Origin of the sequence: Mesorhizobium sp. M7A.F.Ca.US.011.01.1.1 (assembly GCF_003998295.1) — a bacterium.
In the GTDB taxonomy this organism is placed as follows: Bacteria; Pseudomonadota; Alphaproteobacteria; order Rhizobiales; family Rhizobiaceae; genus Mesorhizobium.
In genome coordinates this window covers 1-14,120 of sequence record NZ_RZRT01000022.1, presented here as the reverse complement: position 1 = coordinate 14,120, position 14,120 = coordinate 1, and the positions used below count along the sequence as shown (strand labels likewise).

At 61.7% G+C, this 14,120-nt stretch carries 14 protein-coding genes and 1 pseudogene; 5 read left to right on the top strand and 10 right to left on the bottom strand.

From position 1 onward, the window contains the following. Positions 1-27: 27 nt before the first annotated feature. A complete protein-coding gene (locus EOA13_RS20095) occupies positions 28-1,392 on the bottom strand; it encodes a leucyl aminopeptidase family protein (RefSeq protein ID WP_127295272.1) in 1,365 nt (454 codons plus the stop codon). A 116-nt stretch (positions 1,393-1,508) separates the two neighbouring features. Here EOA13_RS20095 and EOA13_RS20090 point away from each other — a divergent pair, with 116 nt between their 5' ends. Next, the gene (locus tag EOA13_RS20090) at positions 1,509-2,330 is read left to right on the top strand and encodes a tetratricopeptide repeat protein (RefSeq protein WP_127295366.1); all 822 of its coding nucleotides are present in this window, start codon (positions 1,509-1,511) and stop codon (positions 2,328-2,330) included. Positions 2,331-2,414: 84 nt separating this feature from the next. Here EOA13_RS20090 and EOA13_RS20085 read toward each other — a convergent pair whose 3' ends face one another. The 9 genes from EOA13_RS20085 to EOA13_RS20045 all read right to left on the bottom strand — a co-directional run bounded on the left by EOA13_RS20085 (position 2,415) and on the right by EOA13_RS20045 (position 11,520). After that, a complete protein-coding gene (locus EOA13_RS20085; RefSeq protein ID WP_127295270.1) occupies positions 2,415-3,437 on the bottom strand; it encodes a type II secretion system F family protein in 1,023 nt (340 codons plus the stop codon). Positions 3,438-3,446: 9 nt separating this feature from the next. Next, positions 3,447-4,460, bottom strand: a complete 1,014-nt coding sequence (locus EOA13_RS20080; RefSeq protein ID WP_127295268.1) for a type II secretion system F family protein — start codon at positions 4,458-4,460, stop codon at positions 3,447-3,449. A 29-nt stretch (positions 4,461-4,489) separates the two neighbouring features. Further along, complete coding sequence (locus EOA13_RS20075) at positions 4,490-5,992, bottom strand: CpaF family protein (protein ID WP_127295266.1); 1,503 nt, start codon at positions 5,990-5,992, stop codon at positions 4,490-4,492. Positions 5,993-6,021: 29 nt separating this feature from the next. Then, the gene (locus EOA13_RS20070) at positions 6,022-7,311 is read right to left on the bottom strand and encodes a CpaE family protein (RefSeq protein ID WP_127295264.1); all 1,290 of its coding nucleotides are present in this window, start codon (positions 7,309-7,311) and stop codon (positions 6,022-6,024) included. Positions 7,312-7,349: 38 nt separating this feature from the next. After that, positions 7,350-8,087 carry a CpaD family pilus assembly protein gene (locus tag EOA13_RS20065; RefSeq protein WP_127295262.1) on the bottom strand — a complete coding sequence of 246 codons (738 nt, stop codon included), beginning with the start codon at positions 8,085-8,087 and terminating at the stop codon, positions 7,350-7,352. A 14-nt stretch (positions 8,088-8,101) separates the two neighbouring features. Beyond that, on the bottom strand, positions 8,102-9,634 hold the full coding sequence (locus EOA13_RS20060; RefSeq protein ID WP_127295260.1) for a type II and III secretion system protein family protein: 1,533 nt from the start codon (positions 9,632-9,634) through the stop codon (positions 8,102-8,104). Then, entirely contained in the window at positions 9,631-10,443 is an 813-nt protein-coding gene (gene cpaB, locus EOA13_RS20055) for a Flp pilus assembly protein CpaB (protein ID WP_127295258.1), read from the bottom strand. The genes EOA13_RS20060 and cpaB overlap by 4 nt, the downstream gene beginning before the upstream one ends. Before the next feature lie 213 nt (positions 10,444-10,656). Further along, positions 10,657-11,175: a prepilin peptidase gene (locus EOA13_RS20050; protein ID WP_127295256.1), complete on the bottom strand. Its 519-nt coding sequence runs from the start codon at positions 11,173-11,175 to the stop codon at positions 10,657-10,659. A gap of 156 nt (positions 11,176-11,331) precedes the next feature. Further along, entirely contained in the window at positions 11,332-11,520 is a 189-nt protein-coding gene (locus tag EOA13_RS20045) for a Flp family type IVb pilin (RefSeq protein WP_127295254.1), read from the bottom strand. A gap of 322 nt (positions 11,521-11,842) precedes the next feature. Between EOA13_RS20045 and EOA13_RS20040 the strand changes: the two genes are divergently transcribed. The 4 genes and pseudogenes from EOA13_RS20040 to EOA13_RS20025 form a co-directional block, all read left to right on the top strand. Beyond that, on the top strand, positions 11,843-12,265 hold the full coding sequence (locus tag EOA13_RS20040; RefSeq protein ID WP_127295252.1) for a pilus assembly protein N-terminal domain-containing protein: 423 nt from the start codon (positions 11,843-11,845) through the stop codon (positions 12,263-12,265). A 137-nt stretch (positions 12,266-12,402) separates the two neighbouring features. Continuing rightward, entirely contained in the window at positions 12,403-12,984 is a 582-nt protein-coding gene (locus EOA13_RS20035; protein ID WP_127295250.1) for a TadE/TadG family type IV pilus assembly protein, read from the top strand. A 37-nt stretch (positions 12,985-13,021) separates the two neighbouring features. Further along, a complete protein-coding gene (locus EOA13_RS20030) occupies positions 13,022-13,639 on the top strand; it encodes a TadE/TadG family type IV pilus assembly protein (RefSeq protein ID WP_127295248.1) in 618 nt (205 codons plus the stop codon). A gap of 105 nt (positions 13,640-13,744) precedes the next feature. After that, positions 13,745-14,120: pseudogene (locus EOA13_RS20025) on the top strand (transposase); the annotation flags it as partial.

Below are 14,120 nucleotides of genomic sequence, written 5' to 3'. Positions count from 1 at the left end.
GCGATTGCCGTCTCTCGCCTGCGACTGTCAGCCGTAGCGTTTCGCGATGATCCGCTCCAGCGCGCGGATGCCTTGCGCCTCGCCGCCGGCGGGGCCATGCGGACGGTCGGCCGGGTTCCAGGCGAAGATGTCGAAATGCGCCCAGCCCGCAGTTTTTTCGACGAAGCGCTTGAGGAACAGCGCCGCCGTGATCGAGCCGGCGAAACCATCCGGGGTGACATTGTTGATGTCGGCGATCTTCGACGACAGTTTTGCATCGTAGGGCCGCCACAGCGGCATGCGCCACAGCGGATCCTCGACCGCGACGGAAGCCGCCGCAAGATCGGATGCCAGCGCTTCGTCACTTGTGTAAAACGGCGGCAGATCGGGGCCGAGCGCGACACGGGCAGCCCCGGTCAGTGTCGCCATGTCGACCAGAAGCTGAGGCTCCTCCTCGTCGGCCAGCGCCAGCGCATCGGCCAGCACCAGCCGTCCCTCGGCATCCGTGTTGCCGATCTCGACAGTGATGCCCTTGCGGCTCACCAGCACGTCGCCAGGCCGGAAGGCGTTGCCGGCAATCGAATTCTCAACTGCGGGAATGAGCACGCGCAGTCGCACATTCAGCCCGGCAGCCATGATCATCGAGGCGAGGCCAAGCACATTGGCGGCACCGCCCATGTCCTTTTTCATCAGCAGCATGCCGGACGATGGCTTGATGTCGAGACCGCCCGTATCGAAGCAGACGCCCTTGCCGACCAGCGTCACCTTCGGCGCCCCTTGCTGCCCCCACTGCATATCGATCAGGCGCGGCGCGCCGGCCGACGCACGGCCGACAGCATGGATCATCGGGAAATTCCGGTCGAGGAGATCGTCACCCTTGACCACCGAGACTTCGGCCTTGTGCCTGGCGGCCAGGGTCCGCACCGCCTGCTCCAAATCTTCCGGGCCCATATCGCTGGTCGGCGTGTTGACCAGATCGCGTGTCAGGAAGACGCCATCGGCAATGCGGCGAACGCGCCCGGCATCGACGCCTGCCGGCAGGCCGAAGCGCAGCGCCCTGCCTGACTTCTTGCCGTAACGGGTGAAGATATAGCCGCCGAGCACCAGCGCGATCGCCGCGAGATCCGGCTCGGCCGGCGTCGAGGCGAAATGCCAGTCGCCTTCCGGCAAGGCTTTCGACAGTGCGCCGAGGGCGAGCGCGCCTTCGCCATCGCCGACGCCGAACAAGGCGCCGCCGAGCGCCCCGTTTTCGCCGGGCACGACCAGCGTCTTGCCTGCCTCGCCGGAAAAGCCGTTGGCCCTGGCCCAGGCGACAGCGGCCGGCGCAAGGCCGGCCGCGTCCAGACCGTCCCTGGCGATCAGATGGACCGGCAGCGCGCCCGGCAATGTCTTCCCAACGAGTTCGACAGGCATGCGATGTTCTCCGTGTGAGTCGCCGTTCTTAACCGTCCGTTAGGGTTAACAGAATATTTCTGCGGGAGGGAAGACGGCCACGCTATGGCCGCGCATGAATGGAGGCTTAGGTGGCCATGCCGACCAACCGCAGGATCGATGCCAGGGGAAAACGGCTCATCATCACGGCCCTTGTGCTGGCGCTGGCGGCGGGCGTCGCCGGTTGCGGAACCGACAAGCTCTCCACCGGCTCTATCGCACGCACCGGCGGCAAGCCGCTGGAAAGCATGTCGGCCGGGGAACTGCACAATGCCACCGGCGCACTCGGCCAATCCTACGCGAAGAACCCCAACGACAAGCGGATCGCGACGAATTATGCGGCGGCATTGCAGATGGATGGCGACGCCGATCAGTCGCTCGCCGTGATGCGCAAGCTCGCCATCGCTTTCCCCAAGGATCGTGACGTTCTTGCCTCCTATGGCAAGGCGCTGGCCGCCAATGGCCAGTTCGAGGCGGCGCTCGACGCCGTGCGCCGCGCTCAAACACCGGAATATCCCGACTGGAAGCTGGTGTCGGCCGAAGCGGCCATTCTCGACCAGACCGGCCAGAAGGACGATGCACGCCAGCTTTACCGCAAGGCGCTCGACCTCAAGCCGAACGAGCCTTCCGTGCTCTCCAATCTTGGCATGTCGTATGTGCTGGAAGGTGACCTGCGCACCGCCGAAACCTATATGCGCTCGGCCGCGCAACAGCCGAATGCGGACAGCCGCGTCCGCCAGAACCTGGCACTGGTCGTCGGCCTGCAAGGCCGGTTCGACGAGGCCGAGAAGATCGCCTCGCAGGAGCTCTCGCCCGAACAGGCGCAGGCAAACGTCGCCTATCTCAGGCAGATGTTGGCCCAGCAGAATGCCTGGAGCCAGCTCAAGGACCAGGACAAGCCGAAATCCGCGACCAACTGAGACCACAATCCCGATGCCCAACGAAGAAGCCGCGCTGCATGCGCGGCTTCTTCGTTTGAGGGAATGCAGGAATTTACCTCGCCGCTACTGGGCGTTTGTTGCCGGCGTCGCATGATCGCCGAAGATACCGCGTTGGCTGACCTGAATGCCGGCAGGACCCAAAATGATGGCGAAGAGCACCGGCAGGAAAAACAGGATCATCGGCACGGTAAGTTTTGGCGGCAGGGCGGCCGCCTTCTTCTCGGCCGCATTCATGCGCATGTCGCGGCTTTCGGCGGCAAGCACGCGCAGTGCATGCGCCACCGGCGTGCCGTAACGCTCGGCCTGGACGAGCGCCTGCGACACCGACTTGACCGAATCCAGGCCGGTGCGGCTTGCCAGGTTCTCGTAGGCCTGCTTGCGCTCCGGCAGATAGGAAAGCTCGGCGTTGGTGAGGATGAATTCTTCCGCCAGCGGCACCGATTGCGCACCGATCTCGTCGGCGACCTTGCGCAGTGCCGCTTCCACCGACATGCCCGATTCGACGCAGATCAGCATCAGATCGAGCCCATCCGGCCATGCCATCTGGATCGACTGCTTGCGCTTGGTGGCGCGGTTGTTGACGTAGATGACCGGTGCGTAGAAGCCGCTGTAAGCAACGAGGACGCAGACGAACAGCCTGATGACCAGTGGCTTGTCGGGCAGCCCTCCGAGCACGAAGATGTAGATTGCGGCCAGCGCGAAACCGACAAAAGGAAGCACGAGACGGAAGAAAAGGAACCGCGTCAGCGGATTCTGTCCACGAAAACCGGCCACCTTGAGTTTCTGCAATGTGCTCTCATCGGCGAGCGCGCGTCTCAGATCCAGCCGGTCGACAATGTTGCGCATGCCGATCGACTGTTCCTCGCGCAAGCCCTTGCGACGGCGGTCGGCCTCGACCGCAAGCCGGGCGCGCTGTTGCGCACGCAGTTCGTCGCGTTCCAACGCAACGGATTTCATGCGTGACTTGAGCTGGTTTCCGCCAAACGCCGGCAGCAAGGTGAGGACGGTCGCAAACACCGCTATCGCGACCAGCATCGCGATCAGGAAGCTCGGATCCGTCAGGGTCTTGATGACTTGCTCGGTCATGCCAGCATCCTAGACTTCGAAGTTCATCATCTTGCGCATCACCAGGATGCCGATCGACATCCAGACCGCAGAGCAACCAAGGATCAGGTTTCCGACGCTGGTGTTGAAGAGCGGCACCAGGTAGGCCGGGCTCGACAGGTAGACGAGAAAGGCGACGATGAAGGGCAGCGCACCGATGATCGCGGCAGACGCCTTCGCTTCCATCGACAGCGCCGCGACCTTGGCTTTCATCTTCTTGCGATCGCGAAGCACGCGCGAAAGATTGCCCAGCGCCTCGGAGAGATTGCCGCCGGCCTGCGATTGAATCTGGATAACGATGCCGAAGAAGCTTGCCTCGGTGCAAGGCATGGTTTCGGGCATGCGCAAGGTCGCGTCGGGGATAGAGAGGCCCATCTGCTGTGAATCGACGATGCGGCGAAACTCGCTCTTCACGGGTTCGGGCGATTCGTTGGCGATCAGGCGCACGGCATCGTTCAGCGGCAGGCCGGATTTGACCGCGCGCACGATGATGTCGAGCGCGTTTGGAAATTCGTTGAGGAATGCCTTGACCCGGCGGGCGCGACGAAACGTGACGAACCAGCGCGGCAGGCCCAGCCCCCCGGCCAACAGAACGCCCGGCAAGGCGATCAGCGGGGCTCCGGCCACAAAGGCGACCATGGTCAAAACGATGCCGCATATTGCGGAATATATATAGAAACGCTCGACGGTGGTCTTGAGGCCGGCCTGACGAAGCTGGGCTTTCAGCGGCGGTTTCTTGACGCGGCTGTCCTTGGTTTTCTGCTTGGCGTCGAGTTCGTTGAGAGAATCCTGAACCGATTTGCGCCGCTTGGTGGCTTCCGCCACGCGATCGCGCGAGGCCTTGACGACGGAGCGATCCGTCTCGGCGGTCCTGATCGTTTCGAGCCGCTTGCCGACCTGTTTCTCGTTGCTGATCCGGGTGAACAGAAATGCATAGGCGACGGCGCCGGCGCTGAAGCCGGCGAGCACGACAAACGCCAGTACTGTGCCGTCAATTCCAAACATTGGCCCGAACCCTTACACCCCAGCACACGTCAGTCAGCGCGTTTCTCCATCGCCTCGAGCGCAATGGCGAGACGCTGCTCCTCGCCGTAATAACGTGCGCGCTCCCAGAAATGCGGACGGCCTATGCCGGTCGATACGTGCTCACCCAACAGCCGGCCGTTGGCGTCCTCACCCTTGATGTTGTAGAGGACGATATCCTGCGTGATGATGACGTCGCCTTCCATCCCGATCACCTCGGTGATGTGGGTGATGCGGCGCGATCCGTCGCGCAGGCGCGCCGCCTGGATGATCACGTCGATGGAACCGACGACGATTTCGCGCACTGTCTTCTGCGGCAGCGAATAACCGCCCATGGCAATCATGGATTCTATGCGGTTCAGGCATTCGCGCGGGCTGTTCGAGTGGATCGTGCCCATCGAGCCGTCATGGCCGGTGTTCATCGCCTGCAGAAGATCGAACACTTCGGGTCCGCGCACTTCGCCGACGATGATGCGCTCGGGACGCATGCGCAGGCAGTTCTTGACCAGGTCGCGCATCGTCACCTCACCCTCGCCCTCCAGATTGGGCGGGCGGGTTTCGAGGCGCACCACATGCGGCTGCTGCAATTGCAGCTCGGCCGAGTCTTCGCAGGTGATGACGCGCTCCTCGCGGTCGATATAGTTGGTCAGGCAATTGAGCAGCGTGGTCTTGCCCGAACCGGTACCGCCCGAGATCACGATGTTGCAGCGAACACGGCTGATGATCTTGAGAACTTCGGCGCCCTGCGGCGAGATGGCGCCGAACTTGACCAGTTGATCGAGCGTCAGCTTGTCCTTCTTGAATTTACGGATGGTGAGCGTGGCGCCGTCGATGGAGAGCGGCGGCGCGATGACGTTGACGCGGGAGCCGTCGGGAAGGCGCGCATCGCAGATCGGGCTGGATTCATCGACGCGGCGGCCAACCTGGCTGACGATGCGCTGGCAGATGTTGAGGAGCTGCTGGTTGTCACGAAAGCGGATGCCGGTCTGTTCGACCTTGCCGTTGACTTCGATGTAGACGTTCCTGGAGCCGTTGACCATGATGTCGGCGATGTCGTCGCGGGCGAGCAGCGGCTCGAGCGGCCCATAACCGAGCACGTCGTTGCAGATATCCTCGAGCAGCTCTTCCTGCTCGGCGATCGTCATTGCGAAGTTCTTGATCGCGATGATGTCGTTGACGATGTCGCGGATTTCCTCGCGCGCACTTTCAGGATCAAGCTTGGAAAGCTGCGACAGGTCGATGGTGTCGATGAGCGCGGAGAAGACCTGGCTCTTGGTATCGTAATAAGTTTCGCTCTTTTCGCGCTGTGCCCGCTTCGGCTCAGGCGCCAATGGCGGTGCTTCGACCGCACGGCGCGCCTGCGGCGCGACAGGCGCGCTTGGCGCCGCCGCGGGCCGGGTCAGAACCGCCGTGTCCATGGAACTTGCAGCCGGCGGCGCAACAGGCGCCGGTGCTGGCTGGCGAAATTCCGGCGTGAACCGGTTGCCGTCGTCGCTGCCTCTTTTACCAAACATGATCGACTACCGATTCCACTGCTGAAGCGTCACTTCTTGTTGCGCGAGAGCTTGCCGAGCAGGCTGCCGAGCCCGGCCTTCTTCTTGATCTTGATTTCGCTGCGCCCGGTCAGCACATGCGCCATTTCGTTGATCATCGCGACAACCGGGTTCTTGGCATCCATTTCGCCAAGCATGCGTCCGTTGTTGGCGGCATTGCCGAACAGCAACGGATCAAAAGCAATGACCGACATCGGCGACAAGCCGAGCGGCTCGGCGAAGTCCGACGGCGAAATCTCCGGGCGCTTCGGCACGCCGGCCTGGTTGATGATCAGCTTGGGCGGCGGATCATTGGGACGAAGCCGCTTGAGCATATCGACGAGGTTCTTGGTGTTGCGCAGATTGGCAAGTTCCGGTGTCGCGGTGATGACGATCTCGTCGGCCTTGACCAGGGTGTTCTTGGTCCAGCCCGTCCAGGCATGGGGGACGTCTAGCACCAGAAGCGGCACGCTGCGCTGGGCGGTGTCGATGAGCTGAACGAAGGCCTCGGCATCGAAATCATAGACCCGTTCGAGCGTCGAAGGCGCGGCCAGCAGCGACAGATGCTCGGCGCACTGGGTCAGCAGCCGGTCGAGATAGACTTCATCGATGCGTTCCGGTGAAAACACCGCCTCGGCGATGCCTTGCGCCGGATCCTGGTCGAAATTCATGTTGGCGGTGCCGAAAGCCAGATCGAGATCGGCGACGACCACTTCGGACTTGAACAGGGAGGACATCGCCCAAGCCACATTGTGGGCGATCGTCGAGGAGCCGACACCGCCCTTGGCCCCGACGAAGGCGATCGAGCGGCCGAGCGGCTCGGCTTCCGGATCGATAAAAATCGACGACACCACGCTGACGATGTCGGCCATCGAGACCGGCGCGATCACATATTCGGAAATGCCGTTGCGGATGAGCTCGCGGTAGAGACCGACATCATTGTAGTGACCGATCACCACCACCTTCGACGTCGGATCGCAATATTCCGAAAGCTGGGCGAGTTGTTCCAGCAATTGTTTGGGCTCGCTGCGCGATTCCAGCAGGATCAGGTTGGGCGTCGGCGCCGATTGGTAGAATTCGATGGCAGTGGGGACGCCGCCCATATGGACCTTGAGATGCGCCTTTGTCATACGGCGGTCCTCGCCGGCGCGCTCGACCGGGTTGGCGACACCCTCGGTCTCGCAGAATGCCTGGATCGAGATGCGCGGGATCGGCCGCAACGCCTGCATCGCGGCGATGTCCTGCTGCGAGGTATCGCTGCCGTCCACCGGGGCGTCATAGGCAAGGTTGCTCATCGTCATGCTCTTTCCCGTGGCCTGTTCTATCCGAGACTGGCGGCTCAGTACGTCACTTCCGAATTGCCCAGGAACTCATCGGAAATGCCTCTTGCACGGTAGACATCGATCACCGCGCCGCGATTTTCAGCATCGATTGTGGACGGCTTGCGCGGGCCGAGCAGATCGGCCGGGTTGGCCATCTGGGCGGCAAGATTGTTCTGATAAGAGCAGCCGAAGTCGGCATAGTGCTTATTCTCCGACGTATCGACGAGGTCGGCTGGCCAGCGTCCGCATTTGTCGGTCTGCGCCCTCACCGCAACATAAGCGACGCGGACCGGCGAGGATATCTCGCTGGAGGCGGCCTGATAGGAGGTGACGACAAGCCGGTTGCGCTTGACGCCGCTGGCGATTGCGAGCCGGGCGAAATCGCGGGCCGCCGCGGTCGCGGCGACCTCGTTGGCCGATCCGCTCGGGACCTGGATCGTAAGCGTCGGGGCGGCACTTCTGTCATAGCCATCCAGGAAGCCAAGAAGTGTGTCGCGCTGGGAGCCAGTCATGCCGCGGTCACCGGCGCCCACCGGGAGGTCGATCTTTTGATTCTTCTCGGCGATCACGATCGGATGGTTGGTGCGGTAGTCGTCCGGGATGGCGCCGACCGTGATGCTGTCGCGCTGGGCGCAGCCGGCCAGCAGAGCCGCCACCGCAACCGCCAGGACAGGAACGGCTCGCCGGCAGACCCGCGAGCGGTCAAAGCGCATCGCTGCCGCGATGGTGCTTGCCTTCAATGCTGACTGAGACATGTCCGCTTCCCCGCTCACTTGTAGATGAAGCCGACAACGCCGTGGTAGCGGCCGTTGGGCTTGTCTGTCTGCATGGTGCCGTAGACGCGATTGACGCGGCCAAGGAACATGCCGGCGCCATCGCTGGCGGCGTTGAAATTGTCATCCGGCTTGGCAAGATCGTTGCGGGCCACCGGCTTCACCAGATAGGGCGTTATGATGATGACGAGCTCGGTCTCGTTGCGGACGAAGTCCCTGCTGCGGAAGAGCGAGCCGAGCACCGGGATCTTGGCCAGGCCAGGCAGGCCTGAGATAGCCTGGCGAACGTCGTCGCGAACGAGACCGGCGATCATCATCGACCCGCCCGAAGGCAATTCGACAGTGGTATCGGCAAGCCTTTTGCGGATCGACAATATCGTCATACCGGGTTGAGTGCCCGATCCTTCGAGGGTCGGCGCACCATCCGTCGTCGGCTCCGAAACAGCCGTCCTGACCTTGAGGCTTATGCGCCCCGCCGACAACACGACCGGCTGGAACTCGAGGCCAATGCCGTATTCGATCTTTTCAAACGAATATGTCGTCAGGCCGGTCTGATTGTCGGTCGAGACATTGCTCGAGCGACCGGTGGCCAGATTGTACTCGCCGCCGACCTTGAACGTTGCCTTCTCGCCCGACACGGCGGTGAGGGTCGGCTCGGCCAGCGTCTTCATCACGCCGCTTTGCTCCATGGCATTGATGTAGGCCTGGAGGCCGTTTCCGATCCCGTCTCCCAGCAACAAACCGGAACTGGCCGAAATCGGCTTGCCTAACCCGAAAGCAGGCGAACTTGCCGCGCTGTAGGAAATGCCGTTGGAGCTGCCGCTGCCGACCATGTTGACGCCGAGCTGCTTCATCACGGAGCGGCTGACTTCGGCGACCGTGACCTTCAGCGTGACCTGGTCGTCGCCAATGATCTGCAGCAGGTTGACGATCTTGCTGGTGCGGCGCTCCTGGTCCGGGTTGTTGATGTCGACACCGCTCTGGGCCGAACCGCCGGCCGCCGTCTGCGAATATTGTCCCGTCGTCGCTTCACCACCCGAAACGAAGATCGTCGCCAGGTCGACCGCGCGTTTTGCGTCCAGCGGCGTGTCGACCGTTCCGGTCAGGACGACGTTGTCGTTGAGCAGTTCCACCTTGATGGTCGACGTCGGCAGGAAGCGCCTGATATAATCCTCAAGGCCGGCAACATCGCGTTCGACAGCCAGGTCCAGGCTGACGATCTGCTCGCCATTCGGGCCGAAGACAAAAATGTTCGTCTCGCCGACCGCCTTGCCGAACAGATAGATGCGCCGCGCGGTGCGGGTCACCGCATCGGCAACCGCCGGGTTGGCGACGAGAATGTCGTAGGCATCGCTCGGCAGGTCGATGACCACAGACTTGTTGAGGCCGAGCTTGACGCGCTGGGTGGCCGTCGATGCCGTGACCTGCGCGTTCTTTGCCTCGACGACGCTGCCTTGCAAATTCGATCCGACGAGCAGCAGGCCGAACGCCGCGGCTACTATTGCCGGCAGTTTACCGCTTAGCCTCATTTCCTTGCTCCCACTTCGGAAACTTCGCCCGACTTGATCAGCCTCACCGTTCCCCTGCGGCCATTGCCGGAAACGAGATAGTCGGCCTCACCCAGATTCTTTTCCTGCGTGTCCGCGACTGCCCGCAGCGCCAGGGTCAGGCGATCCGCCATCTGTTGGGCGACGGTGATGATCTCCGCCTGCTTGGGCGTCAGTTCCAGCGTTGCAGTCTGGCCTACCCTGGTCTTCTTGCCTTCCTCGTCCTCTTGAATGGTCTGGTCGATGGCCAGGACGCGGATGTTCTTGAGGATGGTCTCGGTGTTGAAGCCGGCGGCGCCGCTGGCGGCATCGGCCCTGCGGGTCATGATGACGTCGACGAAATCGTTGGGAAGAATGAAGCCGCCGGCCGAGGTATCGGCCGAGATGGCCGTGGCGACCGCCCGCATGCCGGAAGGCAGGATCGACGACATGAAGCTCTGCCCCTCGCCGATCAGCTTGGAGCGCCGCAGGGGTTCTCCGGCATACATCGCCACACGGGCGACGGAACTCTTCAGCTTGTCCAGCGCCTCGGGCTCGGCGGTGCGGGTGATGAAATTCGCGTTGACGCCGTCGGCGGGCCAGGATTGCCAGGCGATGTTGTTTTGGATCGGGCTGCCCATCGGAACGTCGCCTGAAAGCACAAGCACATCCTGGAGTGCCACCGCCGGGGCCTGGGGGCCGGAATCGACGACGATCTGGGGCGGCGGTGCCACCATGTTCTTCGCAACATAGCCAGCGCCACCCGCCGCGGCCACCGCCACGCTCAGAATTATCAATCGCGATGCTGGCATCTGTCCGAACCCTTGCCCTGGCAAACCACGTAGCCAAGCCGGACTTTGCAGCGGCAATCGTCAAAACAAGGTTAATGTAATACTTACGATCGTGATTAATTTAAGGTTTACACAAATTGGCGGGAATGTGGCCTGATCGGCCAAAACAACCGGGCCGGCCCTGCTGAGAAGGGGTTTCGGCAATGCTGACAGACAATAAAAATAAGATCGTGCTCAAGCCGCCAGCCTGGCAAGCGCCCATACCATCAAAGGCGAATCTGGATAGGTCAGCAACCCGCCAAGGCCGAGCGCGACGCCGTAGGGAACACCTTTTGCTTCGTCGGCGAAATGGCGCAGAAACGGATTTTGGCCGGTAACGGCCGCAAGCAGCGACTTCCGGTAGAGGATGATCGCCAGCGTCAGCAGGCCACCGATGATTGTCGAGGCGACAAGATATTCGACGAGATTGATATTGAGGCCCATCCACATCGCGGTGGCGGCCAGAAGCTTGGCGTCGCCGCCGCCCATGCCGCCCATTGCAAACAGGCCGAACGTCACGGCCAGGACCAGGGCGCCGGCGGCGAAATGTCCGCCATAGGCCGCCCAATCCATGCCTGTCAGCGGCGCGACCAGCGCGAAAACGACGACGAGCAGCGCCGGCACGCGGTTGGCGATCGTCATCGACAGCATGTCGGAGATCGCGGCAAACAGCATGCAGAACGGAAAAACGACGAAGATCAAGGCTTCAAGCATCGGCGCTATGCCTATTGTCCAACGGAGCTCACTCTACTCATGTTCGATTAACGATTGATGAGGCCCGGAACGGTAAAGAGGACGGTGTTGGCAGCGGCATAGAACAAGGGCCGCACACGGCGGCCCTTGTCCAGAACGCAATCTGAGCGCTCAGTATTAGTTAGTGGCTGGCAAATTGACGTCGTTCAGGGCGGTTCCGATAGCGGTGAACTTGGCGTTGATCGAGTTGCCGAGCGCGCCGGCGCCGGTGATGATGGCGAGCGCGATGAGAGCGGCGATCAGACCATATTCGATAGCGGTCGCGCCGGATTCGTCCTTCACAAAACGTGCGATGAGATTAGACATTCGAGAGCTCCTACTCCACGTGTTACAGCACTTCCGTCAACTTCTGTGATGGTTGATCGGATGCTGCCAATCTAGGGAGAAGCTCTTTCGATCGGCTTAAGAAACAGCCTTACCGATTCCTTTCCCGGTTCGAACATATTGCGTGGTTAACTTCGGGCTAAAGTACCGCCGCGCCTTCCAGTCCCAGGCTTGACCCGACCGGACCGCGCCTCGCGGGCGCCCTTGTCGGCCATTGCACGATTGGCAACATCGCATGCTTAACCGTTGGTTCACCAATCTCGTTCATGTTCCGTTGATCAGTCCGCCTGCGTGGAGCGCCTCAATGGCCCAGCCGAGATCGTCAATCCTGATTGCCGCGCTTTTTGCCGTCTTGAGCTTCGTCGCGCCCGCCATGGCCGGCGCCGGCATCGAGGTGACGATGAACCAGGCCAAGATCGTCAAACTGTCGCGTCCCGCCGACACCATCGTGGTCGGCAACCCGGCAATCGCCGACGCTTCGGTGCAGGACGCTTCAACGATCGTGCTCACCGGCAAAGGCTTCGGGGTCACCAATCTGGTCGTGCTCGATACGGACGGCAGCCCCATTGTCGACGAGCAGGTTACCGTGGTGCGGCAAGCCGCCTCGTCCGTGCGCATCTATCGGCGCGCCGAAATCCAGACGATGTCGTGCACACCCTATTGCGAAAGCTCGTACAAGAGCGAAGCGGAGAAGTCTTCGGAAGCGGAGATGAGCGTCAGCCGATAGGTGGCGTTGCCGACTGCCGTTCCGGTTATTGTCTGGTTAAGAGGCCTGCGCCGACTTTAACGATCATCCAAACCGGACCTCAATCGGTTTGCGCTAATGCTCCTTCCGAGACCGCATAGAGATCGGCAGGATCGGACATGAGCAAGGAATTCGGTCGCGCAGGCGACCACAAAGTGAGACGCCCAAGGTTTTTCGCCCGCTTCCTTCGTGACCGGCGCGGCGCCACGGCAATCGAATTCGCGATCCTTTCAGTCCCCTTCGCGCTGCTTGTCTTTGCCATTCTGGAAAGCTGCATCTCGTTTGCCGGCCAGGAGGTGATGGCCAACGTCACCGACGATGTCGCGCGCAAGCTGCGCACCGGCCAGTTGAGGGCGGCTGACGTTGCCGGAACCAATTTGCGGGACATGATCTGCACGAAACTGCAGATCATCGTCTCCCAGGATTGTCCCAATCAACTGCTGGTGGATCTTCGCCAATATACGTCGTTCGCCGATGCGGCCACGGCTGGCTTCAAGATCCAGAACGGCGATGTCGTACTGACGAAAGGCACCGCAACCCAATCGTTCTCAGTGACAGCGGGTGCGGCGGAGTCGAGGAACATGCTTCGGGTCTTCTACAAGTGGCCGATCATGACCGATCTGCTGGCGCAGTCGATGGGCGGCAACAAGACCCTGCATTTCGCATCGGTGACCTGGCAGAACGAGCCGTTCGACAACTGAGCGGAATGCACGAGCAGTATAAGAAAAGGGCAAGGGCATGATGCGTGCGGGGGCACATCTTATGATTACGGGAGTTTGGCGGAAAGCAAGCCGATTCTGGTCCGATCGCCGCGGCATCGCGGCGGTTGAATTCGCGTTGATCATGCCAATTCTGCTGATCATGTATTTCCTGACAATGGAAGCGTCGCAAGCCATCGAGACCAGCAAGAAGGTCAGTCGTATCGGCAGCATGGTGGCCGATCTCGTCACCCAGCAGACAAGCGTCCTCAAAGCGGATGTCGACGCCATCATGCAGATCGGCAGCGTCACCCTTCAGCCCTACAACCGCTCGCCCCCTAGCATCACCATCACGGCGATCCAGGTTACGCCCGATGCGACGAGGGCACTGGTGGTGTGGTCACGCAAATTGGTCGCCGGCGTCGCCAGCCGTGGCGCCGGCGCCACCACCGAGACAACGATCCCGACGTCGCTCAGAGTCGCCAACACGTTTCTCATTCGCGTCGAAAGCAACCTCGGCTATACGCCGGTCATCGCGTGGAGCGCGAGCAGTCAACAGAAGCTTGGACTGACCTCGGCTTTCAGCAACATAACCATGGGCGAAACCTATTATCTGCGCCCCCGCAGAAGCGTGACGATCCCTTGCAGCGACTGTTGAACAGAACCAGCTAGAGCGGGATGAAATGAGACTGAATCGGCTTGGGATTCCCTTAGGCGTGCAAATCTGATTCAACCTTCATGCTGGGCAAGGAGGTCAGCATGGATGGGCAAGCCTTATTCGATGGATCTTCGCGAACGGGTTGTTGCGTCAGTTGAGCAGGGTGGCCTGTCGCGGCGGCAGGCGGCAGTGCGCTTTGAGGTTGGGATCAGCACCGTCATCAGATGGGTGAGCCGGTTGCGCGAAACGAACAGTCTTGCGCCCGGCAAGATGGGTGGGCACAGGCCGAAGAAGATTGCCGGAGAGCATCGGGAGTGGCTGCTGCTGCGCTGCCGGGCCGCCGATTTTACGCTACGCGGCCTTGCGGTCGATTACCGCTCGGTGTGGGAGTTCGTCCACGCCGAGAAGCTCAGTCACAAAAAAAGACGCTGATCGCGGCTGAGCAGGATCGCCCGGATGTGGCGCGCCGGCGGGCACAGTG